This is a genomic window from Pseudonocardia sp. Ae717_Ps2, assembly GCF_001932475.1.
Lineage (GTDB): Bacteria > Actinomycetota > Actinomycetes > Mycobacteriales > Pseudonocardiaceae > Pseudonocardia.
In genome coordinates this window covers 4,878,924-4,901,705 of record NZ_MCIS01000001.1, presented here as the reverse complement: position 1 = coordinate 4,901,705, position 22,782 = coordinate 4,878,924, and the positions used below count along the sequence as shown (strand labels likewise).

Here is a 22,782-nt window from a genome sequence, read left to right as displayed (position 1 = left end):
CATCCCCTGCGGGGCGATGCACACCAATCTCCCGTTCCTGCTCCTCAAGCCCGGTGTCAGCATCAAGCCACGGTCCGAGAAGGACTCCCCGATCGACTGGGTGGAGGTGCCGACGCACTGCGTCCTCGTCGAGACCGACGAGGGCAAGCTGCTGTGGGACACCAGCTGTCCGTCGGACTGGGAGACGCGCTGGGCGCCGACCGGTCTGCAGGAGTTCTTCCCCTACGACCAGGTCGCCGACGACGAGTACCTGGACAAGCAGCTGCACAAGATGGGCGTCGGACTCGACGAGATCGACTACGTGGTGCTCTCGCACCTGCACTTCGACCACGCGGGCAACGCCCAGATGTTCACGAACACCAACGCGAAGATGATCTGCTCGGACAAGGAGAAGGAGTTCGCGCTCGGCTTCGAGGGCCCGTTCAACGGCGCCCACCTCAAGGCCGACTACGAGGGCATCGACTGGGAGATCGTCTCCGGCGACGTCGAGCTGCTCCCCGGCGTCAGCATGATCCAGACCCCCGGGCACACCCCGGGGTGCATGTCGATGCGCGTCGACCTCCCCGACACCGGCACGATGATCTTCACCTCGGACGCGGTCTACATGGGCGAGAGCTACGGCCCGCCGGCCGCCCCCGCGGCGATCGTGAACAACCTGGAGGACTGGTTCTCCTCGGTGGAGAAGCTGCGCGGCATCCAGGAACGGACGAACGCGCAGATGGTGTTCGGCCACGACGCCGAGCAGATCCACCAGCTGCGCAAGGCGCCCGAGGGGTCGTACACCTGATGACGTTCGAGGTTCCGGAGTTCACCGAGGAGACGATCTTCACCTGGGGCGCGCCGCCGCTGAAGTTCGGCGCGGGCGCGATCGACGAGGTCGGCTTCGAGCTGTCGGCCTACGACGTGTCGCGGGTCCTGATCGTGACCGACCCGGGCGTGAACGCGCTCGGCGCCCCGCAGCGGCTGGCCGACAACCTGGCCCGCTACGGCATCGAGTCCGAGATCTTCGACGGCGTGCACGTCGAGCCGACCGACGACTCGATGAACAAGGCGACCGAGTACGCCCGCGCGCAGGGGCCGTGGGACGGCTTCGTCGCCGTCGGGGGCGGGTCGGCGATCGACACCGCCAAGGCCATCAACCTGCTGACCAGCCACCCCGGCGAGCTGATGGACTACATCAACAAGCCGATCGGCAACGCCAAGGTGCCGCCGGGGCAGCTCAAGCCGCTGATCGCCATCCCGACGACGGCGGGCACCGGCTCGGAGTCCACCGCGATGTGCGTGCTGGACATCCTGTCGATGAAGGTCAAGACCGGGATCAGCCACTGGCGGCTGCGGCCGACCCTGGCCGTCATCGACCCGCTGCTGACGATGACGCTGCCGCCGCAGGTCACCGCGGCCGCCGGGATGGACATCACCTGCCACGCGCTGGAGAGCTACACGGCGCGGTACTACACGACCTTCGACCGGAAGAAGCCCGAGGAGCGGGTCACCTACTGCGGCTCCAACCCGGTCTCGGACCTGTGGTGCGAGAAGGCGATGTCGTTGCTGGCGAAGTCGTTCCGGGCGGCGGTGCAGCGCGGCGCCGAGGACGTCGAGGCCCGTTCGGACATGATGATGGCCGCGACGTTCGCGGGCATGGGCTTCGGCAACTCCGGGGTGCACATCCCGCACGCCAACGCCTACCCCATCGCGGGCATGGTCAAGGACTACCGGCCGCAGGGTTACCCGCAGGACGAGGCGATGGTGCCGCACGGGGAGTCGGTGTCGCTGACGGCGCCGGAGGCGTTCCGGTTCTCCTTCGACTCCGCGCCGCAGCGGCACCTGCGGGCCGCGGAGCTGATGGACCCGCGGGCGGACAAGGTGAACGACCCGCGGGAGCAGCTGCCCGGGGTCCTGACCCGGCTGATGCGCGACATCGGCATCCCGAACGGCATCGGCGGCGTCGGGTACACCGAGGCCGACGTCCCGGACCTGGTCCCCGGCACGATGAAGCAGCAGCGGCTGCTCGCGACCTGCCCGCGGACCCCGACCGAGGACGACATCGCCGACATCCTCACGAAGTCCGTCCAGAACTGGTGACCCCCGTCCGCCGGCGGTTCCCGAGCGGGGCCGCCGGCGGACGCCGATCCGAAGGCGGCACGATGCCGATCTACGTCTTCCGGTGCGGGTGCGGAGCCCGCTTCGAGCACCTCGCGTCCATGTCGGACTCCCACACCCCGCCGTGCCCGGTCTGCGGCGACGGCGCGACGAGCAAGGTCCCGGCCGGGTTCGCGCTCGGCGGTCAGGCCAGCCCCGGCCTGTCCAAGGACGAGATGCCCCAGACCTGGCGCGGGGTCTACAACGGCAACTCCGAGTACATCGACTCGATGCGCCGGACCTGGGACCAGCGGCGACGGCTGGAGGAGAAGTACCCGGAGATCGCCGGGGACCAGCGGCCGATCCTGGCGCACGAGGGCAAGTACCACGACGTCCCGCTGCGGGCCGGTGACATCCAGCTGGGGGGTACCGCCCCGATGCCCGGCGCCGGCGTGGTCGCCAAACAGGCCCATGGCCACGGCCACGGACATGGCCACGGACACGGCCACACCCCCGCACCCCCCACCACGGGCACCTCCGACTGACCCCGACCCCCGTCGGCATCCACACCCCCTGGCCGGTAGCCACACCCGTTGCAACGGGTGTGGCTACCGGCCAGGGGGTGTGGACACGAGGGTGTCCGGGTCAGCGGCCGGTCAGGCCGTGGCGGTAGGCGTAGCCGACGGCCTGGGCGCGGTCGCGCAGCCCGGTCTTGGCGAACAGGTGGTTGACGTGGGTCTTCACCGTCGCCTCGCCGACCACGAGCCGCCTCGCGATCTCGGTGTTGGACAGCCCGTCGGCGATCAGCCCGAGCACCTCGACCTCGCGCGGGGTGAGCCCGTCGGGCGGGTCGACCGGCGCCGGCGGTGCGGTCGTCGCGCGGGCGGCGACCAGCCGGGACAGCACGCCGGCGTCGACGGTGGACACGCCGTCGGCGGCCGAGCGCAGGGCCCGGCCGATGGCCTCGGCGTCGGCGTCCTCGGACAGCCAGCCCGAGGCGCCCGCGGCGATCGCGTCGACCACGGCGTCGTCGTCGACGTAGGTGGTGAGCACGACGACGGCGGTGCCCGGGTGCTCGTCGCGGACCCGGCGGGTCGCGGAGACGCCGTCGCCCGCGGGCATCCGCAGGTCGGTGAGCAGCACGTCCGGGGCCAGCTCGGCGACCCGGGCGAGGGCCTCGTCGCCGCCCGAGGCGGTGCCGACGACCTCGATGCCGTCGAGCAGGCCCAGGACGGTGGCGAGGCCGTCGCGCACGATCCGCTGGTCGTCTGCCAGTACCACCCGCAGGTCGCTCACGTCGTGATCCTCTCGCGGTCCGGGGAACGGGCGGGCAGCCGGAGCCGGACCCGCCAGCCGTCGGGGGTGGGGCCGGTCTGCAGCTCGGCGCCGACGAGCGCCGCGCGCTCGGCCATCCCGGTCAGCCCGGAGCCCTCGCCGTCACCGGGCGCCGGCGGCGCCCCGGCGACGTCGACGACTTCCAGCTCGGCGCCGTCGCCGTCGCGGCGCAGGTGCACCGTCACGGGGGCGCCGGGGGCGTGCTTGCGGGCGTTGGACAGCGCCTCCTGCGCGGTGCGCAGCACGGTCTCGCCCTCCCGCGCGCCGAGCCGCAGCCCCTCGGCGACCTCGACGGTCGCGTCCGGGTGCGCCCGGCCGAGCTCGCGCAGCTCCTCGGCGACGTCGACCGGCGCCGGTCCCTCGCGCAGCGCCCGCACGGCGCGGCGGGCCTCGGTGATCCCGTCGGAGGCGAGCCGCTGGGCCCGTTCGATCTGGGCGACCGTGTCCGGCGCCGCGCCGTCGCGCAGCGCCATCAGCCGGGCGCCCTGGAGCTGGACGGCCAGCGCGGACAGCGAGTGCGCCAGCACGTCGTGGACGTCGCGGGCGACCCGGGCGCGGTCGGCGATGGCCTCGGCGCGGGCGTGCTCCTCGCGGGCCCTGGCATCGGCGACGAGCGCCTGCTCGTGCTCCTCGAGGCGCCGGGTCGAGTCGCGGCGGCCGAGCCCGAACAGCACCATCGCGGTCAGCGCGGTGACCACCAGCAGCGCCTCCCAGAGGGAGTCGTAGGGACCGACGGCGATCGTGGTGGCCGCGATGAGCGGCACGTCGACGAACAGCGCGGTCCGGTAGGGCAGCCGCAGCGCGGCCACGAACACCGCCAGCATCGGGAAGGCCGCCGAGGTGGTCCAGCCGTCGGACCCGGCCAGCAGGGCGATCCCGCCTCCGCCGAGCGCGACGCTGGTCAGCACCGTCGCGACCGGCGGCATGTTCCGGTAGAGGGCGAAGGCCACCCACCCGGCGACGGCCGGGACGAGCCCGGCGTAGAGCCAGGGCGGCGAGACCTGCTGGCCCGGCGACCAGTACAGCACGATCGGCAGCCACACCAGTGACAGCAGCCGTCGGGGGACCCCGAACAGCGGCGACCGGTCGGCCTCGACGCGACGGGCCGCGCGGGCGGTGGGCGTGCTCACCGTTTCACTCTGACACAGCAGCCGGGCCAGGCGGGCCGGTCAGGCCACCGTGCGGGCACGGCGCGGCTCGGCCGGCCGGACCGGCAGCCCGGCCGCGTCCACCCGGTGACGCAGGACCAGGCTCTGGACCAGCAGGCTCCCGCCGAAGACCAGCGCCGACGACGTCGACAGCAACAGTCCGGCGCCGACGGCCCCGCCGAGCACCCCGGCACCGACCCGCACCCCGATGGTCAGCACCCAGGCGACCAGCAACGCGGCCGAGCCGCTGCGGTACGCCCAGCCGTCGCGGGTGCCGAGACGGAAGGCGTACCCGCGCAGCACCCCGAGCCCGGCCGTCAGCACCAGCTCGGCGGCGAGCAGGCCCACCCCGGCCGCGGTGACCTCGGGGCGGGCCTGGGCGAGGGTGAGCACCCCGATACCGACCAGGATGAGCGGGAGCTTCACGTCCCGTGATCCGCCGACGAACTGCCCGCGGAACTGCTTGTAGAGGACCAGGCCGACGATCGCGACCGTGATGACGAGGGAGGTGGCGTCCATGGGGAGAACGATCTCTCCGCGGGGCCGGTCGTCGCGTCGGCGCCGGGGTCGATCCCGGGTGGACGCGCGCCCTCCACCCCCGGGTGGACCGCGCCCGGCCCCGGGCACCGTGGTGTGCCGGGGACCGGGCGTCGGCCGGTGGTGCGTAGGTGGGTCAGCGGGGGAGGCCGGAGGCGCGCCACGCGCCGGGGCCCGCGTGCAGCGGGGCGCGGAGCTGGACCGCGGGGTGCGACCACAGGTCCGGCGTCCGCGGCGGGGCGGGCGGCCCACCGGCGCTCGCCGCCGCGGCGACCACGGCGGTCAGCGCGGCGAGCTCGCGGGCGTCCGGGGTGCCCCGTACGACCCGGAACAGCGCGCGGCGCTCCTCCGGGGTGGCCTCGGCCGATTCCTGCGTCTCCTGCGGCTCGCCCATCAGAGCGGGATGTTCCCGTGCTTGCGGGTCGGGCCCTGCTCCCGCTTGGTGGACAGCATCCGCAGCGCCCGGCCGACGTAGCCGCGGGTGTGCGACGGCGGCACGACCGCGTCGATGTAGCCCCGGTCGGCGGCGATGTAGGGGTTGCAGAGGGTGTCCTCGTAGTCCTGCTGCAGCTCCGCGCGCTTGGCGGCGAGCTCGTCGCCCTCCAGGCCCTTGAGCTCCTTGCGGTAGAGGATCGACACCGCGCCCTGCGCGCCGGTGACCGCGATCTGCGCGGTCGGCCAGGCGATGTTGACGTCGGCGCCGAGGTGCTTGGAGCCCATGACGTCGTAGGCGCCGCCGTAGGCCTTGCGGGTGATCACGGTGACCTTGGGGACGGTCGCCTCGGCGTAGGCGTAGATCAGCTTCGCGCCGCGGCGGATGATGCCGTTCCACTCCTGCTCGGTGCCCGGCAGGAAGCCCGGCACGTCGACGAAGGTCAGGACCGGGATGTTGAACGCGTCGCAGGTCCGCACGAACCGCGCGGCCTTCTCCGAGGCGTCGATGTCGAGGCAGCCGGCGAACTGGGTCGGCTGGTTCGCGACGATGCCGACGCTGCGGCCCTCTACGCGGGCGTACCCGATCACGATGTTCGGCGCCCAGAGCTCCTGGACCTCGAGGAAGTCCTCGTCGTCGACGACCCGGTTGATGACCTCGCGGATGTCGTACGGGGTGTTCGCCGAGTCCGGGATGAGGGTGTCGAGCTCGCGGTCGGAGTCGATGATCCCGTCCTCGATCGACCCCTCGACGGGCTCGCTCGCCGGGAACGACGGCGGCTCGGACAGGTTGTTCGACGGCAGGAAGCTCAGCAGCTGCTTGACGTAGTCGAGCGCGTCGGCCTCGTCGCCGGCCAGGTAGTGGGCCACACCGGACTTGGTGTTGTGGGCCCGGCCGCCGCCGAGCTCCTCCATGTCGACGTCCTCGCCGGTGACGGTCTTGATGACGTCCGGTCCGGTGATGAACATGTGGCTGGTCTCGTCGACCATGACCGTGAAGTCGGTGATCGCGGGGGAGTACACCGCGCCGCCCGCGCACGGGCCCATGATCAGCGAGATCTGCGGGATCACGCCGGAGCTCGACACGTTGCGGGTGAAGATCTCGCCGTAGAGGCCGAGGGCGACCACGCCCTCCTGGATGCGGGCGCCGCCGCCGTCGTTGATGCCGACGACCGGGCAGCCGATCTTCGCGGCCACGTCCATGACCTTGACGATCTTCTCGCCGTAGACCTCGCCCAGCGCCCCGCCGAAGACGGTCGCGTCCTGGGAGAACACTGCGACCGGGCGGCCGTCGATGGTGCCCGTGCCGGTCACGACGCCGTCGCCGAACGGGCGCTTGGCCTCCATCCCGAAGTTCGTGGACCGGTGCCGGGTCAGGGCGTCCAGCTCGACGAAGGAGCCGGGGTCGAGCAGCTGGTCGATCCGCTCACGGGCGGTCTGGCGCCCCTTCGCGTGCTGCTTCTCGACCGCGGACGCCGAACCGGCGTGGACCGCGTCCTCGAAACGCTGGTAGAGGTCGGCGAGTTTGCCGGCCGTGGTGTGGACGTCCGGCTCGGCGCTTCCGTCTTCCGGGGTCGCCATCGGCTCCGTTGCGGCGCTCATGAGATCGGAGCCTAACCCGCAAGTAGCGTCGGTCCGGGCGTGACGTCCGACGCAGCCGACCGGGTGGCCGTCCCCGGACACCGTTACCGATCCGTGCACCCTCCGCGGGCCCCGGCGGGTCGCGGTGCCGTTACGGTGCGCGGTGATGACGACCGGGACGAATCACGGTGACGGGGATCCGCTGGACCCGTACGCCCTGCGGACTGCCGTGCTCCGTCCCGCCGGGGGCTGGACGGCGCTCGACGTCGTCGCCTCCACCGGATCCACCAACGCCGACCTGCTGGCCGAGGCCGTGCGCGGTGCCCCGGACCGCTCGGTGCTGATCGCCGAGGACCAGGTGCGCGGCCGCGGCCGCCTCGACCGTACCTGGCTCTCGCGGCCCGGGGCGGCGCTGACGCTCTCGGTGCTGTGGCGCCCGGAGGGCGTGCCCGCCGACCGGCTGGGCTGGCTGCCGATGCTCGCGGGCGTCGCGCTCGCCGACGCGATCACCGAGCTCGCCCCGGACGTGCCGGTGGCCCTGAAGTGGCCCAACGACCTGCTCGTCGGGACGACGCGGGGCAAGGCCGCGGGGATCCTCGCCGAGATGACCGCGGTCTCCGGCGGCGGCCCGGGGATCGTGCTGGGCATCGGGCTCAACGTCTCCACCCCGGCCACCGACCTGCCGTGGGGCGCGACCTCGCTGGCCGCGCACGGGTTCACCGCGACCCGCGCCGAGACCGCGACCGTGTTGCTGGGGCACCTGTACCGGCGCGAGGCGCAGTGGCGGGACGCCCACGGCGACGCCGACGTCTGCGGCCTGCGCCGCGACTACCGGTCGGCCTGCGCCAGCCTCGGCTCGCGGGTCCGGGTGGAGCGCCCGGCCGGGGACCATCTCGTCGGGACGGCCGAGGACGTCGACCCGCAGGGCCGGCTGCTGGTCCACCCGGACGGCGGAGCCCGCGTCGCGGTGGCGGCCGGGGACATCGTCCATCTGCGCGCGGCCGACCAGCCCTGAGTCACCCACTGCGCTGACCTGCGACGCAGCCCCCGCGCGTCGCGGTGGCGGCGGGCGCCCTTCGCCCTACCGTGGGGACATGGCGTCCCCCGACAGCGCTCTGGACCGGGCACTGGACCGGGTTCTCGACGAGGGCGAGCGCGTCGTGCTGCTCGGGCACCCGCACTGGCGGCTGGGTCTGCGCCCGGCCGCGGTGCTGGTCGGGGTGAGCGCCGCCGCCGGGTTCGGCGCCGCCGTTGTCCGGCTGCAGCCGTGGGCACCGTGGGCCTGGCTCGTGCTCGGGGTGCTCGCCGCGCTCGTCGCGGTGCGCTGGACGCTGCTGCCGATCGCGCGCTGGCGCGCCACCCTGCTGGTCGTCACCGACCGGCGGTTCCTCGTCCGGGGGGGGGGGGGGGGGGGGGCTCGTCCGCGACGGTCTCGACGTGCCCATCGACCGCATCGACTCGGTCCGCGTCCGGACCGGCGCCGCGGGACGGCTGTTCGGCCACGGCACCCTGCTGCTCGACGTCGCCGGGGAGCGGCTGCGGTTCACCGACGTCGCGGGCGTGGAACGGGTCCAGGCCCGGCTGCACCGCGAGATCGGTCTGCTCGCCGAGCGGCGCCGCAGCCACGAGAAGGCGAGCGAGCACACGGCCCGCCGCGCTCACGCCGACGCGGCCGTGCGGGGCAGGATGGAGGCTCCCGCACCGCAGCGAGAGAGGGCGTCCCTGTGAGCAACGGTCTACCCACGACGGTGCGCGACCCTGCGCTCCCGGAACGCGTCGAGATCTACGAGGTCGGCCCCCGCGACGGGCTGCAGAACGAGAAGACCGTCCTCCCGGTCGCGGTGAAGGCCGAGTTCCTCGACCGGCTCGCCGACGCGGGCCTGCGCACGCTGGAGGCGACCAGCTTCGTGCACCCGAGGTGGGTGCCCCAGCTCGCCGATGCCGCCGACCTGCTGGCCGTGCTCGACCGCCGCGCCGGCCTCGACTACCCGGTGCTCACCCCGAACGAGCGCGGCCTGGACCGTGCGATCGAGGCGGGCTGCGACCACGTCGCGGTGTTCGCCTCGGCCACCGAGACGTTCGCGAAGCGCAACCTCAACCGCACGCTCGACGAGCAGTTCGCGATGTTCGAGCCCACCGTCACCCGCGCGGTGCGCGAGGGCCTGCGGGTGCGCGCCTACGTGTCGATGGTGTTCGGCGACCCGTGGGAGGGCGGCGTCGACCCGGACCAGGCCGCCGCCGTCGGGGCCCGGCTGATGGAGATGGGCTGCGACCAGCTCTCCCTCGGCGACACGATCGGCGTCGCCACCCCGGCGCACGTCGGCGCGGTGCTCGACGCCTGCATCGCCCGCGGGGTCGGCGTCGAACGGCTCGCGGTGCACTTCCACGACACCTACGGCCAGGCGCTGGCCAACACCCTCGCCGCGCTGCGGCACGGCGTGACCACCGTCGACGCCAGCGCGGGCGGCCTGGGCGGCTGCCCCTACGCCGGGTCCGCGACCGGCAACCTCGCCACCGAGGACCTGGTGTGGATGCTCGACGGGCTCGGCATCGACCACGGCGCCGACCTGGCGAAGCTGGTCGACACCAGCGTGTGGATGGCCGGGCACCTGGGCCGGCCGTCGCCGTCGCGGGTGGTCACGGCGCTGTCGGCCTGACCGCGGGCACCCGCTCGGGCTCAGCCGCGCAGCACTCCCAGCACCGCGTCGTGCAGCAGCCCGTTGCTGGTCAGGCCGTGCCCCCCGGACCAGGTCGGGTTCCCGGCCAGGTCGGTCAGCCGCCCGCCGGCCTCGGCGACGACGGCTGCCGGCGCGGCCAGGTCCCACGGGTTCGCCGCGGGCTCGACCGCGACGTCGACGACCCCCTCGGCGACGAGCACGTGCTGCCAGAAGTCCCCGAACGCACGGGACTCCCAGCAGGCCTCGGTCAGCGCGATCCAACCCTCCCGCGACGCCGGGGACGGGTCGGTGCGGAAGGTCTCGGTGTTGGTGGTCGACACGTAGGCGTCGGCGACGTCGGCCACCCCCGACACCGCGATCCGCTTCGGCGTCCCCGACGGCAGGTCGCGCGCCCAGGCCCCGGCCCCCGCCGAGCCCCACCAGCGGCGGTGCAGCGCCGGCGCGCTCACCACACCCACCGTCGGCACGCCGTCGACGACGAGCGCGATCAGGGTCGCCCACGCGGGCACCCCGCGGGAGAAGTTCTTCGTCCCGTCGATCGGGTCGATCACCCAGCCGCGGCCGTGCGCGGTGTCGGTGGACCCGCCGCGCTCCTCGCCGAGGATCGCGTCGCCCGGGCGCTCATGACCCAGCGCGGCCCGGATCGCGTCCTCGGCGGCGGTGTCGGCGTCGGTCACCGGGGTCCGGTCCGGCTTGCGCTCCACCCGCAGGTCGGCGGCCCGGAACCGGGGCAGCGTGATCGCGTCGGCGAGGTCCGCCAGGCGCAGGGCGAGATCCAGGTCACCGGGTTCGGCGGGCACGCATCGCTCGGGGTTCACGTTGGGCGAGCATGCCAGCTCGCACCGCCACCGTGCCCGGGGCCCGGAGCCCTATGCTCGGTGAAATGACCACAGTGGTTCTGGCCGAGGACGACGCGGCGATCGCCGAGCCGCTGTCGCGGGCCCTGCAGCGCGAGGGGTACGACGTCGACGTCGTCGCCGACGGCGTGGGCGCCGTCGACCGCGTCACGCGTGCCCAGGTCGACCTGCTCGTGCTCGACCTCGGGCTGCCCGGGATGGACGGCCTGGAGGTCTGCCGGCGGGTCCGCGCGACCCTGCCGGACCTGCCGGTCCTCATGCTCACCGCCCGTACCGACGAGGTCGACTTCGTCGTGGGGCTCGACGCCGGCGCCGACGACTACGTGTCCAAGCCGTTCCGGCTGGCCGAGCTGCTGGCCCGGGTGCGGGCGCTGCTGCGCCGCCGCACCCAGGACGTCGTCGAGGTGGACGGGCTGCGGATGGAGCTGTCCGGCCGCCGTGTCCTGCTCGACGGCGAGGAGGTCTCGCTGGCCAACAAGGAGTTCGAGCTGCTGCGGGTGCTGATGATCCACGCCGGTCAGGTCGTGACGCGTGAGGAGATCCTGCACGCGGTCTGGGGCGACGCGGACATGAAGTCGTCGAAGACGCTGGACATGCACATGTCGTGGCTGCGCCGCAAGATCGGCGGCGAGAAGCGGATCGCCACCGTCCGGGGCGTCGGCTTCCGGTACAACTCGGACTGAGGTCGCCGTGCGCCGCCGGATCCTGATCTCCACCCTGCTGACGGTGGCGCTGACCGCGCTGTTCCTGGGCGGTCCGCTCGCGCTCGCGACCTGGCAGCTCGTCGAGGACTTCACCCGTGCCGAGCTGACCCAGCGCCTGGAGCAGGTCACCGAGACCGTCGAGGAGTACGGCACCGGGCCGCAGTCGCAACAGCTGGTGGAGGCGGCGATCCCGCCGAACTCGCGGCTGGTCGTCGTGCCGCCGGACTCCGCCCCGATCGTCTACGGCGTGGACCGGGTCGACGAGCCGGTGACCGAGTCGCTGCCGTTCGGGCCCGGCGGGATCATGGAGCTGTCCCAGCCGACCTCGGTGATGCGCTCCCAGCAGACCCAGGTGGTGGCGGTCGTCGTGCTGCTGGTCGGGTTCTCCGTCACCGTCGGCACCGGGGTCGCGGTGTACACCGCCCGCCGGCTGTCCGACCCGCTGCGTGACCTCGCGGCCCGTGCCGCCCGCCTCGGGGCGGGCGACTTCCGCCGGTCCCCGGCCCGCTACGACATCGCCGAGCTCGACCGGGTCTCGGAGGTGCTGGACTCCTCGGCGACCGCGCTGTCCCAGCTGCTGCACCGCGAACGGTCGCTGGTCGGGGACGTGTCCCACCAGCTGCGCAGCCGGATCACCGCGCTGCAGCTGCGCCTCGACGAGCTGGCCTGCCACCCCGACCCGGACGCCCGCCGCGAGGCCAACGCGGCACTGGAGCAGACCGAGCGGCTCACCGCCGTCCTCGACGACCTGCTGGAGTCCGCCCGCGCCGCACGGGCGGTCGGGGCCGAGCCGGTCGACCTGGCCGAGGCCGTCGCCGACGCCGAGCGGGAGTGGCGCGGTCCGCTCACCGCGGCCGGCCGGTCGCTCAGGGTGCGGGTGCCCGAGGGGCTGCTCGCGCGGGTCACCGCGGCCCGGCTGCGCGAGGCGATCGGGGTGCTGGTCGACAACGCCCTGCAGCACGGTGAGGGCACCGTCACGATCGCGGCCCGGGAGGGCGAGAACGCGCTGCTGGTCGAGGTGTCCGACACCGGCCCGGGGGTCCCGGAGGACCTGGTCCCGCACGTGTTCGACCGCGGCATCTCCGCGCAGTCCTCGACCGGTCTGGGGCTCGCGCTGGCCCGGACGCTGGTCGAGGCCGACGGCGGGCGGCTGGAGCTGTCGCGGGCCCGGCCGCCGGTGTTCCGGCTGTACCTGCCAGCGGCGCGCACCGACGACGTCGCCGCCGCCGCGCCGGTCCCGGACCGGACCGGACCCCGTTAGGGGCGCGGCTCCTGGTCCACCGGGGCGGGCGGGGGCTGACGCCGCACGAACTGGTCCGGCCACACGAACCGGCGGAAGGCCCACCAGCGGAAGGCCATCCCGACCAGGGTGCCGACGATCTGCCCGGCCACGAAGTCCGCGGACTCCTGGGCGACCAGCGAGACGAACGGCACCTGCAGCTCGAAGACGTAGCGCGAGACCCACAGCGGTGCCGAGTACACCGCGACCCCGATCCCGCTGATCACGAAGAACAGGAGGGCCTCGTGGTGCCGCTCCCGCCCGCCGCGGGTCCGGAAGGACCATTCGCGGTTCAGCACGTAGGACACCATCGTCGCCACCAGCACCGCGATCACCTTGGCGGTCACCGGCTTGTCGGCCAGCACCGTGGCCTTCAGCACCAGGAACACCACCGTGTCGATGACCCAGGTGCTGCCGCCGACCATCAGGAACTTGATCAGCTCACGGTGTTTGATCGCCTTGTCGCGGTACGGCTGGGGGATCCTGGCGAGCGTCGCCTCCACCACCGTCACGGGATCGATCGTGCCAGATTAGGCTCCCGGTCTCGTGGAGAGGGTTGACGCGCAGAAGACCGCCCTGCCCGTCGTCGGCATGGTCGGCGGTGGCCAGCTGGCCCGGATGACCGCCCAGGCCGCCGTCGCGCTGGGGCAGACGCTGCGGGTGCTGGCCGGGTCGCCGACCGACCCGGCGGCCCGGGTGACGCCGGACGTGGTCCTCGGCGACCCCGACGACGCCGCCGCGCTGCGGGAGCTCGCGACGGGCTGTTCGGCCGTCACGTTCGACCACGAGGGCGTCCCGCAGGAGGTGCTGGTCCCGCTCGCCGAGGCCGGGGTGCCGCTGCGGCCGCCGCCCTCGGCGCTGGTGCACGCGCAGGACAAGCTGGTGATGCGCCGACGGCTGTCGGAGATGGGCCTGCCGGTGCCGGCGTTCGCCGAGGTGGCCGCGCCCGGCGACGTCGCCGCCTTCGGGGCCGAACACGGCTGGCCGGTCGTGCTCAAGGCCACCCGCGGCGGCTACGACGGCCGCGGGGTCTGGTTCCTGCGCGCCGGTGGCGACGACACCGAGCGGCTGGTCGCCGACCTGCTCGACGCCGGCACCCCGCTGCTCGTCGAGTCGGCGGTCCCGATGACCCGGGAGCTGGCCGCGAGCGTCGCCCGCTCGCCCTTCGGCCAGGCCGCCGCGTGGCCGGTCGTCGAGACCCTGCAGGTCGACGGCCAGTGCGCCCGGGTCACCTCGCCCGCCCCCGGGCTCGACCCGGACCACGCCGCGCGGATCCAGGAGCTGGCACTGCGGATCGCGGCCGAGCTCGGCGTCGTCGGGCTGATGACGGTCGAGCTGTTCGAGACCGCGCCCGGCGAGGTCGTCGTGAACGAGCTGGCGATGCGCCCGCACAACTCGGGTCACTGGACGATCGAGGGCTCGGTCACCTCGCAGTTCGAGCAGCACCTGCGCGCGGTGCTGGACTACCCGCTCGGCTCGACCGCCTCGGTCGCCCCGGTCGCGGTGATGGCGAACGTGCTCGGCGCGGCGCAGGAGCCCGCGATGGGCATGGACGAGCGGCTGCACCACTGCTTCGCGCGCTTCCCCGAGGCGAAGGTGCACCTCTACGCGAAGGACGGCCGCCCGGCGCGCAAGATCGGCCACGTGACGATCCTCGGTCGCGACGAGAGCGACGTGCGCACCCGCGCGGAGCTCGCCGCGGGGTGGCTCGCCACCGCGACGTGGGCGGACGGCTGGTCCGCCCACACCGGTGATCCCCGCTCCCCGCACTCCCCGGAAGGACCTCGATGACGCAGACCGGCTCCCCGCGCGTGGGCGTGATCATGGGCAGCGACTCCGACTGGCCGGTGATGGGCGCCGCGGGCGCCGCGCTCGACGAGTTCGGCGTGCCGTGGGAGGTGGGCGTCTACTCCGCGCACCGCACTCCGCAGCGGATGCTCGACTACGCCGCCTCGGCCGCCGACCGCGGCCTGCAGGCGATCGTCGCCGGGGCGGGCGGCGCCGCGCACCTGCCCGGCATGGTCGCCGCCGCGACGCCGCTGCCGGTCATCGGCGTGCCCGTGCCGCTGAAGTACCTCGACGGTCTGGACTCGCTGCTGTCGATCGTGCAGATGCCCGCCGGTGTGCCGGTGGCGACCGTCGCGGTCGGCAACGCGCGCAACGCCGGGCTGCTCGCGGTACGCATCCTCGGCGCCGGCGACGAGCGGCTCCGGCAGGCGATGGTGGAGTTCCAGGCCGACCTCGAACGCAGCGTCCTGGACAAGGACGCGGCGCTGCGCGTGACCGCCCGCGAGAGCCGCTGAAATTGCGGTGGCGGGCCGCTGGACCCCGTGCGTACGGTGTGGGCACACGGGAGAGGAGGTGGTCCAGCAGATGAGCTACAGCAGGACACGTGAGGTGGCCGTCAGCTAGCACCACGTTCTGCTCCGGCGGGGAGAACCCGTCGGAGAGGCGGTCGTGGAAGCCGGTGTGGTGCCGGCGAGTTCCCGACGGTCACCCGTGATCCCCGGGTCCGAACGCTGTCCGGTTCGGTCGACGCACTCCCGGTGCGGCCCGGGGATCACGCATGTCCGGGGTTCGTCCGGATCGACACTCCCGGGGTCCCGGATCGGCTACCCCGGCCCGGGTTCGGGGTGGTCCCCGATGAGACCGGCTACGGGCTCCGACACGCTCGGTGACACGGCACACACCGTGCCGGCCGAGGGGGATCCGTGCGCCACACCACCGAGCCGCAACCGCCGTCCTGGCACCGGCCACTGCTCGTCATGTCCGTTCTGATGGCCGCCGTCGCCGCGGTCGCCGCGGTCGGCCTCGTCGTCGACGACCGCACCCTGCTCGCTGAGTCCGTCTGGGCCAAGCCGCTGAAGTTCGGCGTCTCGTTCGCCGTCTACGGTCTGACGCTCGGCGCACTCGTCCCGATGCTGCCGCGGGCCCGCCGCACGATGTGGTGGCTCGGTACGGCGTTCGCCGCCACCGGCGTCGTCGACGTCGGGTTCATCGTCCTCGCCGCGGCGCGGGGCACCTACAGCCACTTCAACCAGAACACCGACCCGGTCAACGCGATCGGTCAACAGGTCTTCTCCAGCGGTGTCGTCGGACTGTTCGGGGTCAGCCTGGTGATCGCGGTGATGCTGTTGTTCCAGCGGGTCGGCGACGTCGCGCTGACCCGGGCGCTGCGGGCCGGGCTGCTGCTCGCGACGGGCGGGATGGCGGTCGCGTTCGGGATCGCCGGTGCCGGTCCGAGCCGGACGGTGCCCGACGCGTACGGCCGCCCGGTCACCCTCGCGGGTGCGCACGGGGTGGGGACGCCCGACGGAGGTGGCATGCCCCTGACGAACTGGAGCGTCACCGGGGGCGACCTGCGGGTGCCGCACTTCGTCGGCCTGCATGCGATCCAGGTGCTGGTGCTGTTCGCGTCGGCGCTGGGGTTCGCGGCGGCCCGGGTGGTCTGGCTGCGGGACCCGGGAGTGCGGGCCCGACTCACGGGAGTGTCCGTGCTCGGGGTGACCGGTGTCTTCGCGATCACGACGTGGCAGGCGTTGCGGGGGCAGCCGCTGGTGCACCCGGACGGGCTCACCTGGGGTGCCGTCGGACTGCTGGCCGTGCTGACCGGCGGGCTCGCCCTGGCCGTCGTCGCGGACGCCCGGCGGCGGGTCGGACCACCGAGTCCGGACCTGGTCCGGGCGTGACCGGTCCCCACGGCGATGCCCCGGGGCGTGCGCCGCCGGTGTGGTGCTCGACGTGGCGGTACTGCGGGGCGGGTGCTGGTGACCGCGCACTCCCGGCCGGCGCGCGATCGCGGGCCCCGGCGGCCGCTCAGCCCGTCCGCCGGGTCGACTCCCGCTCCAGGGTCCGTGCCGCGCGTTCCAGGCGCCGGGTCACGTCCTCCAGGTCGGGCGCCGCGGCCGGCTCGTCCGCGTCCTCCAGCGGCAGCATCGGCGCGACCCGCCGGAAGTGGTCGACGGCGCCGGGCAGGTCGGCGTCGCGCGCGCCGTCGACCAGCCAGCGGCGCAACGCCTGGTTGTGCGCCGCGACCAGTGCCGCGGCCGTCACCGCGGCGCGCAGCTCGCCGTCGGGGCGGTCGCCGAGGCGCGCGGTGAGCTCGCGGGTGAACAGCCGCCGGTAGTGGTGCACCGACGCGGCCTCGCGGTCGCGCAGCGCCGGCACCGAGCCGACCAGCGCGAACCGCAGCCGGGCGACCTCGGGGTCCTCGGTGTAGAGCTCGAACACCGTCTCCGCGGCACGCAGTGCCAGCGACGGCAGCGGCTCGTCGGGGTGCGCGCCGTCGAACACCTCGCTGATCCGGGCCAGCCCGCGCTCGTGGTCGGGGGACAGCGCGTCCTCCTTGCCGCGGAAGTAGCGGAAGAAGGTCCGGCGGCCGACGCCCGCGGCGGCGGCGATGTCGTCCACCGTGGTGTCGTCGTAGCCGCGTTCGGTGAACAGCCGCGCGGCCGCCGCGACCAGGTCCCTCCGCACCTCGGCGCGCCCCTCGGGGGAACGCCCGCGCCGCGTGCTGGTCGCCATGGCACGGAGGGTAGCAAGGTCCCCTGGCCTGTGGCACGGAGTGCCGTTAGCATGGGCGGTATGAACAGCGAGTTCGACAGCTACCGGCTCAGCGACGAGCACATGGCCCTCCGCGAGGCGGTCCGGGACCTGGCGGAGAAGGAGATCGCCCCGCACGCCGCCGAGGTCGACGAGCAGGGCCGGTACCCCGTCGAGGCGCGCGACGCGCTGGTCAAGGCCGGTTTCCAGGCCGTGATCATCCCCGAGGAGTACGGCGGCCAGGGCGCCGACGAGCTCGCCGGCTGCATCGTGATCGAGGAGGTCGCGCGGGTCTGCGCGTCGTCGTCGCTGATCCCGGGGGTCAACGGGCTCGGGCTGACCCCGATCCTGCTGTCGGCCTCGGACGAGCTGAAGAAGCAGGTTCTCCCGTCGGTCGCCTCCGGCGAGGCCATGGTGAGCTACGCGCTGTCCGAGCGCGAGGCCGGCTCCGACGCCGCGTCGATGAAGACCCGCGCCCGCCGCGACGGCGACGAGTGGGTGCTCAACGGCACCAAGTGCTGGATCTCCAACGCCGGCGAGTCGACCTGGTACACGGTCATGGCGGTGACCGACCCGGAGAAGAAGGCCAACGGGATCTCGGCGTTCGTGGTGCACTCCGACGACCCGGGCTTCGTCGTCGGGACCAAGGAGCGCAAGCTCGGCATCCACGGCTCGCCCACCCGTGAGATCCACTTCGAGGACGCCCGCATCCCGGCGGACCGGATCATCGGTGCCGAGGGCACCGGATTCAAGACCGCGCTGCGCACCCTGGACCACACGCGTCCGACCATCGGCTCGCAGGCCGTCGGCATCGCCCAGGGCGCGCTCGACGTCGCGACGCAGTACATGAAGGAGCGCAAGCAGTTCGGCAAGCACCTGGCCGAGTTCCAGGGCCTGCAGTTCATGCTCGCCGACATGGCGATGAAGGTCGAGGCCGCCCGCCAGCTCTGCTACGTCGCCGCCTCGCGCGCCGAGCGCGACGAGCCCGGACTCGGCTTCATCTCCTCGGCCGCCAAGTGCTTCGCCTCCGACACCGCGATGCAGGTGACCACCGACGCCGTCCAGCTGCTCGGCGGCGCGGGCTACACCCGTGACTTCCCGGCCGAGCGCATGATGCGCGACGCGAAGATCACGCAGATCTACGAGGGCACCAACCAGATCCAGCGCATGGTGATGGCGCGTTCGCTGCTCAAGTGAGGTGTACGGGGCCCTGAGCCCTGCTGCGGACCCCGGGGCGACCATGATCAGGCCGTCTCGGGGCCGTCCGAGGTCGACGACGAACGACCGAGGACCCCGTCGATGGCGGCACGGGCGCGCTCGTAGCTGGACGGCACGAGGTGGGTGTACGTCCGCAGTGTGAAGCCAGGGTCGCTGTGGCCGAGGTAGGCCGCCAGCTCTTTGACGGACACGCCCTGCGAGAGCAGGGTCGAGGCGTAGAAGTGGCGCAGTGCGTGCATCCCGTCGGCACGCTTGCGGTAGACGAGGCCGGCGGACCGGAAGGCGCCCTGCCAGACGACCTTGTTGAAGAGGTCTCCGCTGTAGAGACGGCCGTCTTCCCCGGTGATCAGTAGGTCGGTGGTGACCGGCTCCCCGTCGGGGTTATCCCACGGCAACGTGATCGTTGATGGCGGGAAGCCGTCCAGGTGCGCGGTGATGTGGTCGAGGACCGCGCCGGACAGCGGGACGACACGCGTCTTTCCGCCCTTGGGAAGCGCGAACACGATTCGTCGTTCGACCATCCGGATCTGACGGCGGACATGGACGACCATGGAGTCGCGGTCGATGTCCTCGGTGCTGAGTCCCAGGATCTCGCCCTGGCGCAGACCACAACCCGCTCCGATGATCACGGCGAGCCGGAATCGGTCGCTGATGTGCTGCTCGATCGCGTTGAGCCGTGTGCGAGGCCAGATGACGATGTTGCTCGCCGACGAGGTCGGGCGTTTGATCGTCTGCGCCTTGCACGGGTTGTGGGTGATCAGTCGTTCCTCGACGGCGGAGTCGAGCACCGACGAGACGATCGTGAACAGCACGGTCCGGTAGTTGGCGCTGTAGCCGCGGTCGTCGAGTTCTCCGAGCCAGTTCCGAACGATCGCGGGTGTGATCGAGTTGAGCGGGCGTTTCTCGAAGAACGGGTAGATGCGGGCGTCGAGACGGCTGCGGAGCGCGCCCCGGGTGGCCCGGTCGGTCGACTGGCCCTTCAGCCAGTTCTCGGCGTGAGCTTTGAAGCTGATCTTTCCTGCGCTGACGCTGACGTACTTGCCCTCGCGCTTGGCCGACTCGACCTCGACGAGGAAGTCGTCAGCCTCCTTCTTGCAGCGGTCGGGGAAGGTGCGCGAGCGTTCGACGCCATCCGGGTCGATGTAGCGGACCTTGTAGCGCTGGCCCTTGCCGTGGATCGAGGTCTTGACCTTGCGGACCTTCTCGGTCGTGGGGTCGACCTCCGGGCGGTACCAGCGGTCCTGGACGTGCCCCACGGGTCAGGCCGCGTGAGCGGTGAACCAGTCGCGGACACCTGCTGGGTCGTAGCGCAGGTGCTTGCCCATCTTGCAGGCCAGCGGGCCCTGCTTCTTGCGGCGCCACTGGTACAGCGTTTCGACGGGGATGCGCAGGTAGCGCGAGACGTCCTCGATCGTCCACATGGGTTCGGGCTGGTCGTTCACGGTTGTCCTCCTGGTGGTTGCTAGTGGCTCTCCCTGCTGGTGGTGCGTTCCTCGCGGGCCAGGGCGCGGTGCTCGCGGGCGCGTGCTGCGGCGTCGGCGGCGAGCTGGGCGTCAGCGGTGCTGTTCCAGCCGATCCCGGCGAGGGTGAGGCGGCAGACGACGAGGGTGGTGTCGTCGAGGTCCTGGTCGTCGTCGCCGTGGTGGCGGCGCCAGTGGTCGGTGCGGCTGGTGCGGCGCCAGGTCCGGCGTTCGGCGCGCAGCCGGGTGTGGGTGGTGGAGTAGCGCCGGGACTTGGTGGCGAAGTGGCCGCCGAAGCCGAGCATGTGGGTCCAGCGCTCGAGCCGGCCGTAGGTGTCGTGCCAGGTGGCGCGGTCGTCGTCGCTGGTCCAGTCGGCGGGTCGGGTGCCGAGCTGGCGGGCGTAGGCGATGAGGCGGCCGAGGTGGGTGTGGGCGTCGGCGTAATGCTCGACGAGGTCGGCGGTGAGCCGTCCGGTGATGGGGAGGCCGGCGGGTTCGGTGGCCTTGGTGGCGTACTTGGCGAGGTACGCGGCGACGGCGTCGGAGGTGATCGCGCCGGAGTCGAGTCCGTGGGTGACGGCGCGGATGTCGGTCTGTGGGCCCCAGGTGATCGGCCAGGTGTGGCCGGTGTCGGCATAGGACGGGGTGTCGAAGCCGGTGGCCCGGGTGGCGCCTGCGACGAGCTCGGCGAGGTGGGCCGGGGTGATGGTGTCCGGCGGCGGGAGTATCGCATCGGGGTCGTCTGGGTCGACGGTGTCGAGGCGGATGAGGGCGTGGAAGTGGACGACGCCGCGGCGTTGGTACTCGGCGACCTTGCCGTAGGAGACGCGCAGCTTCGTGCCGTGGGGCTTGGCGAGGGGCCGCAGCGCCCGGTTGAGGGCGATCATGGTGCGGCGCCAGAGTTCGCCGGCCCAGCCGTTCCAGACGACGTGGTGGGCGTGATCGTAGCAGTCCAGGCACAGCGGCCGGCCGAGACAGGCCGCTGACTCGGTGTGGCGCTGGGTGCAGGTCAGCAGGCGCCCGTGAGGGCAGGGAGTCGCGTTGCGGCGCGGGCGGCAGGGGCGGACCTGTCCGGTGCGGGGGTTGACCACGCGGGTGTGGACGGGGCCGAAGGACGGTGCGGTGAGGGTGGCGAACACGGCGGGGTGTCCGGCGACGGTGTCGGGGACGCCTTTGCCGCCGACGAGGCCGGAGCGGATGAGCTGGTAGGTGTCGGCGCGGTAGGTCTCGGCGCACGGTGGGCAGACGCTGGCGCGGCGGTCGCCGCAGGGGACGTAGATGACTCCGTCGGGCAGCTCGTTGGTGTGGCGGGTGCGGGTGATGGCGCCGGTGGTGGTGTCGACGTCGTGGAGTTCGCCGGTGAGTCGGACGGGGCGGACGCATCCGCGGGTGGCGGCGGTGTGGTCGAGCCAGCGTCGGTGGTCGCGGGATCCGGCACGGCGCAGGAGTGCGGTGCGGGTGGTGGTGAATCCTGGTGGTCGGGGTGTCGTCGTGGTCGTCATGGGCGGCTACCAGGGGACGGCCGGGAAGGCGTGGCCGAAGTAGTCGCGGGCGATGTGCTCGGCGCGGGCGCGGATGGCGGCGATGTCGTCGGGGGTGCGGCTGGTGGTCCAGGTGTGGAGGTCCCCACCGTCGAACCGCATGACGGCGTCGATGGCGGAGAGCGGGTCGACGACCTTGACGGCGAGGGTGTCGCCGTAGCGGGCGAGGTGTGCGGCCAGGGCGAGGACGAGCTGTCGGGCGGTGAGGACGTACTCGGCGGCGGTCAGGAACGGCTGCTCGGTGCTGACGTCGTGGCGGTCGGTCGGGGTGTCGAGGGTGGCGGTCATGGCGGTTCTCCTTGCTCTGGTGGGTGGTTGGCGGTCACCGGGCACCCCCGGCCGGGCGGGTCGGGGGTGCGGGGTCGCCGTCAACGACCAGGTGCGTCGTCGGTGGTCGGGAGTGCGGCGAGGGTGGTGGTCTCGTGGGCGTCGCATCCGGGACGCAGGCACGAGCGGTAGAGGTCGCAGCCGAACAGGGCGTGGTCGGGGATGAGGCCCCGGCAGTGGCAGGGGGTCCAGTGGCACCAGATGTGGCCCTCGAAGACGCAGCGGGCGCGGTTGCGTCCCAGGACGCAGGACCGGCAGATGAGGCGTCCGTCGTCGGCGGTCCAGCCGTCGGTGGTGATGTGCTGTATCGCCTGCTCGGCGGTCTCGAAGTGCAGCGGGCGTTCCTCGATGCCGTCGGTGTCGTACTCAGACGAGCAGATGTCGCAGGTGATCGCGTAGCAGGTGACGGCGCGGATCACGGTGCACCTCCGGTGCCGTAGCGCTGGTGGGCGGCCTGTCGGGTGGTGCCGAGGCGGGTGGCGATGTCGGCCCAGGAGAAGCCGGCTGCGCGCAGTCCGGTGACGGCGTGGCGGATGGCGGTGTCGATGTCCTCGGCGAGGCGGGCGAGGTCGGTGAGTCCCTCGATGTCGCCGTGGCCGATGCGGCGGCCGTGGGCGGTGACGATGCAGCGGGTGAAGGCGGCGTAGTCGTCGTTCTCGCAGATCCGGCGGGTGCGGCTGCCGGGGCGGTGGGTGGGGCGCTCGGGTGTCAAGCCGGTCTTGACGGTCGGCGCGGTCACCGGAGGGCTCCGGCGTAGGGGGCCCGGGTGCTTGCCTCGGTGTCGTGGCGGTCGCTCAGGGCGATGCGTGTCCGGTGCGACGAGGTGAGCCGGTCGGTCAGGGCGACCAGGGTCAGCAGGACGGGCAGGGTGATGAGGAAGCCGATCAGCAGGACCAGCGGGGCGGCTTCGCCGAGGGTGTTGCGGGCGGCGAGGACGAGGCCGGTCGTGGCGGCGACGAACGGAATGGCGATGAGCAGGTGACGGATGTCGTTCTTCATCTGGGCACACTTCTCCTGGGTCACGAATAGCGGTGCTATTCGGCGGGTGGGTGGAATTGCGGGAT

The 22,782-nt window shown here is 73.0% G+C and carries 27 protein-coding genes; 12 read left to right on the top strand and 15 right to left on the bottom strand.

Annotated elements, in window-relative coordinates; genetic code table 11:
- Nucleotides 1–16: 16 nt before the first annotated feature.
- From Ae717Ps2_RS22430 to Ae717Ps2_RS22420, 3 genes are all read left to right on the top strand, one after another.
- The gene (locus Ae717Ps2_RS22430) at nt 17–787 is read left to right on the top strand and encodes an N-acyl homoserine lactonase family protein (protein WP_233147661.1); all 771 of its coding nucleotides are present in this window, start codon (nt 17–19) and stop codon (nt 785–787) included.
- Complete coding sequence (locus Ae717Ps2_RS22425; protein ID WP_075310298.1) at nt 787–2,082, top strand: hydroxyacid-oxoacid transhydrogenase; 1,296 nt, start codon at nt 787–789, stop codon at nt 2,080–2,082. The genes Ae717Ps2_RS22430 and Ae717Ps2_RS22425 overlap by 1 nt, the downstream gene beginning before the upstream one ends.
- A 62-nt stretch (nt 2,083–2,144) precedes the next feature.
- A complete protein-coding gene (locus Ae717Ps2_RS22420) occupies nt 2,145–2,624 on the top strand; it encodes a zinc ribbon domain-containing protein (RefSeq protein ID WP_075312806.1) in 480 nt (159 codons plus the stop codon).
- Nucleotides 2,625–2,724: 100 nt separating this feature from the next.
- Here the strand turns inward: Ae717Ps2_RS22420 and Ae717Ps2_RS22415 are convergent, their stop codons facing one another.
- The 5 genes from Ae717Ps2_RS22415 to Ae717Ps2_RS22395 form a co-directional block, all read right to left on the bottom strand.
- Nucleotides 2,725–3,375 (bottom strand): response regulator transcription factor, encoded by a 651-nt coding sequence (locus Ae717Ps2_RS22415; RefSeq protein ID WP_075333867.1) that lies wholly within the window; start codon nt 3,373–3,375, stop codon nt 2,725–2,727.
- On the bottom strand, nt 3,372–4,544 hold the full coding sequence (locus tag Ae717Ps2_RS22410; RefSeq protein WP_075333866.1) for a sensor histidine kinase: 1,173 nt from the start codon (nt 4,542–4,544) through the stop codon (nt 3,372–3,374). Before Ae717Ps2_RS22410 ends, Ae717Ps2_RS22415 begins: the two co-directional genes overlap by 4 nt.
- A 39-nt stretch (nt 4,545–4,583) precedes the next feature.
- Nucleotides 4,584–5,081 (bottom strand): hypothetical protein, encoded by a 498-nt coding sequence (locus Ae717Ps2_RS22405; protein ID WP_075310304.1) that lies wholly within the window; start codon nt 5,079–5,081, stop codon nt 4,584–4,586.
- A gap of 154 nt (nt 5,082–5,235) precedes the next feature.
- Nucleotides 5,236–5,493: an acyl-CoA carboxylase epsilon subunit gene (locus Ae717Ps2_RS22400; protein WP_075310306.1), complete on the bottom strand. Its 258-nt coding sequence runs from the start codon at nt 5,491–5,493 to the stop codon at nt 5,236–5,238.
- The gene (locus Ae717Ps2_RS22395) at nt 5,493–7,133 is read right to left on the bottom strand and encodes an acyl-CoA carboxylase subunit beta (RefSeq protein WP_043280731.1); all 1,641 of its coding nucleotides are present in this window, start codon (nt 7,131–7,133) and stop codon (nt 5,493–5,495) included. The genes Ae717Ps2_RS22400 and Ae717Ps2_RS22395 overlap by 1 nt, the downstream gene beginning before the upstream one ends.
- Before the next feature lie 145 nt (nt 7,134–7,278).
- On the opposite strand from Ae717Ps2_RS22395, the gene Ae717Ps2_RS22390 reads away from it, so the two are divergent.
- The 3 genes from Ae717Ps2_RS22390 (at nt 7,279) to Ae717Ps2_RS22380 (ending at nt 9,769) form a co-directional block, all read left to right on the top strand.
- Entirely contained in the window at nt 7,279–8,127 is an 849-nt protein-coding gene (locus Ae717Ps2_RS22390; protein ID WP_075310308.1) for a biotin--[acetyl-CoA-carboxylase] ligase, read from the top strand.
- Between the two features lie 236 nt (nt 8,128–8,363).
- Nucleotides 8,364–8,840 (top strand): PH domain-containing protein, encoded by a 477-nt coding sequence (locus Ae717Ps2_RS39895; RefSeq protein ID WP_083702469.1) that lies wholly within the window; start codon nt 8,364–8,366, stop codon nt 8,838–8,840.
- 20 nt (nt 8,841–8,860) lie between these two features.
- On the top strand, nt 8,861–9,769 hold the full coding sequence (locus tag Ae717Ps2_RS22380) for a hydroxymethylglutaryl-CoA lyase (protein ID WP_233147660.1): 909 nt from the start codon (nt 8,861–8,863) through the stop codon (nt 9,767–9,769).
- Nucleotides 9,770–9,789: 20 nt separating this feature from the next.
- Here Ae717Ps2_RS22380 and Ae717Ps2_RS22375 read toward each other — a convergent pair whose 3' ends face one another.
- Entirely contained in the window at nt 9,790–10,608 is an 819-nt protein-coding gene (locus Ae717Ps2_RS22375) for an inositol monophosphatase family protein (RefSeq protein WP_051050249.1), read from the bottom strand.
- Between the two features lie 65 nt (nt 10,609–10,673).
- Here Ae717Ps2_RS22375 and Ae717Ps2_RS22370 point away from each other — a divergent pair, with 65 nt between their 5' ends.
- Together Ae717Ps2_RS22370 and Ae717Ps2_RS22365 are read left to right on the top strand one after the other, a co-directional pair.
- Nucleotides 10,674–11,330 (top strand): response regulator transcription factor, encoded by a 657-nt coding sequence (locus Ae717Ps2_RS22370; RefSeq protein ID WP_043279754.1) that lies wholly within the window; start codon nt 10,674–10,676, stop codon nt 11,328–11,330.
- A 7-nt stretch (nt 11,331–11,337) separates the two neighbouring features.
- Nucleotides 11,338–12,612 carry a HAMP domain-containing sensor histidine kinase gene (locus Ae717Ps2_RS22365; protein WP_020625225.1) on the top strand — a complete coding sequence of 425 codons (1,275 nt, stop codon included), beginning with the start codon at nt 11,338–11,340 and terminating at the stop codon, nt 12,610–12,612.
- Here the strand turns inward: Ae717Ps2_RS22365 and Ae717Ps2_RS22360 are convergent.
- On the bottom strand, nt 12,609–13,142 hold the full coding sequence (locus Ae717Ps2_RS22360) for a GtrA family protein (RefSeq protein WP_020625224.1): 534 nt from the start codon (nt 13,140–13,142) through the stop codon (nt 12,609–12,611). The genes Ae717Ps2_RS22365 and Ae717Ps2_RS22360 overlap by 4 nt on opposite strands.
- 34 nt (nt 13,143–13,176) lie before the next feature.
- On the opposite strand from Ae717Ps2_RS22360, the gene Ae717Ps2_RS22355 reads away from it, so the two are divergent.
- From Ae717Ps2_RS22355 to Ae717Ps2_RS22345, 3 genes are all read left to right on the top strand, one after another.
- The gene (locus Ae717Ps2_RS22355; RefSeq protein WP_255407942.1) at nt 13,177–14,421 is read left to right on the top strand and encodes a 5-(carboxyamino)imidazole ribonucleotide synthase; all 1,245 of its coding nucleotides are present in this window, start codon (nt 13,177–13,179) and stop codon (nt 14,419–14,421) included.
- Nucleotides 14,418–14,933, top strand: coding sequence for a 5-(carboxyamino)imidazole ribonucleotide mutase (purE, locus tag Ae717Ps2_RS22350; protein ID WP_020625222.1), 516 nt, complete (start codon nt 14,418–14,420; stop codon nt 14,931–14,933). The genes Ae717Ps2_RS22355 and purE overlap by 4 nt, the downstream gene beginning before the upstream one ends.
- A gap of 462 nt (nt 14,934–15,395) precedes the next feature.
- The gene (locus Ae717Ps2_RS22345) at nt 15,396–16,319 is read left to right on the top strand and encodes a hypothetical protein (RefSeq protein WP_075334349.1); all 924 of its coding nucleotides are present in this window, start codon (nt 15,396–15,398) and stop codon (nt 16,317–16,319) included.
- Nucleotides 16,320–16,446: 127 nt separating this feature from the next.
- Here Ae717Ps2_RS22345 and Ae717Ps2_RS22340 read toward each other — a convergent pair whose 3' ends face one another.
- Nucleotides 16,447–17,154, bottom strand: a complete 708-nt coding sequence (locus Ae717Ps2_RS22340) for a TetR family transcriptional regulator (RefSeq protein ID WP_075310316.1) — start codon at nt 17,152–17,154, stop codon at nt 16,447–16,449.
- 60 nt (nt 17,155–17,214) lie between these two features.
- Here Ae717Ps2_RS22340 and Ae717Ps2_RS22335 point away from each other — a divergent pair, with 60 nt between their 5' ends.
- Nucleotides 17,215–18,369, top strand: a complete 1,155-nt coding sequence (locus Ae717Ps2_RS22335; RefSeq protein ID WP_075310318.1) for an acyl-CoA dehydrogenase — start codon at nt 17,215–17,217, stop codon at nt 18,367–18,369.
- Between the two features lie 47 nt (nt 18,370–18,416).
- Here the strand turns inward: Ae717Ps2_RS22335 and Ae717Ps2_RS22330 are convergent, their stop codons facing one another.
- The 7 genes from Ae717Ps2_RS22330 to Ae717Ps2_RS22300 form a co-directional block, all read right to left on the bottom strand.
- Nucleotides 18,417–19,646 carry a site-specific integrase gene (locus Ae717Ps2_RS22330; RefSeq protein WP_075333864.1) on the bottom strand — a complete coding sequence of 410 codons (1,230 nt, stop codon included), beginning with the start codon at nt 19,644–19,646 and terminating at the stop codon, nt 18,417–18,419.
- Nucleotides 19,647–19,649: 3 nt separating this feature from the next.
- On the bottom strand, nt 19,650–19,832 hold the full coding sequence (locus tag Ae717Ps2_RS22325; RefSeq protein ID WP_369804851.1) for a helix-turn-helix domain-containing protein: 183 nt from the start codon (nt 19,830–19,832) through the stop codon (nt 19,650–19,652).
- Between the two features lie 20 nt (nt 19,833–19,852).
- Nucleotides 19,853–21,352, bottom strand: a complete 1,500-nt coding sequence (locus tag Ae717Ps2_RS22320; protein ID WP_075310321.1) for a replication initiator — start codon at nt 21,350–21,352, stop codon at nt 19,853–19,855.
- A gap of 6 nt (nt 21,353–21,358) precedes the next feature.
- Nucleotides 21,359–21,679 carry a hypothetical protein gene (locus Ae717Ps2_RS22315; protein ID WP_075310322.1) on the bottom strand — a complete coding sequence of 107 codons (321 nt, stop codon included), beginning with the start codon at nt 21,677–21,679 and terminating at the stop codon, nt 21,359–21,361.
- A gap of 80 nt (nt 21,680–21,759) precedes the next feature.
- On the bottom strand, nt 21,760–22,137 hold the full coding sequence (locus Ae717Ps2_RS22310; protein ID WP_075310323.1) for a hypothetical protein: 378 nt from the start codon (nt 22,135–22,137) through the stop codon (nt 21,760–21,762).
- Nucleotides 22,134–22,457 (bottom strand): hypothetical protein, encoded by a 324-nt coding sequence (locus Ae717Ps2_RS22305; protein WP_198932224.1) that lies wholly within the window; start codon nt 22,455–22,457, stop codon nt 22,134–22,136. The genes Ae717Ps2_RS22310 and Ae717Ps2_RS22305 overlap by 4 nt, the downstream gene beginning before the upstream one ends.
- Nucleotides 22,454–22,741 (bottom strand): hypothetical protein, encoded by a 288-nt coding sequence (locus Ae717Ps2_RS22300; protein ID WP_139318930.1) that lies wholly within the window; start codon nt 22,739–22,741, stop codon nt 22,454–22,456. Before Ae717Ps2_RS22300 ends, Ae717Ps2_RS22305 begins: the two co-directional genes overlap by 4 nt.
- Between the last annotated feature and the right edge of the window lie 41 nt (nt 22,742–22,782).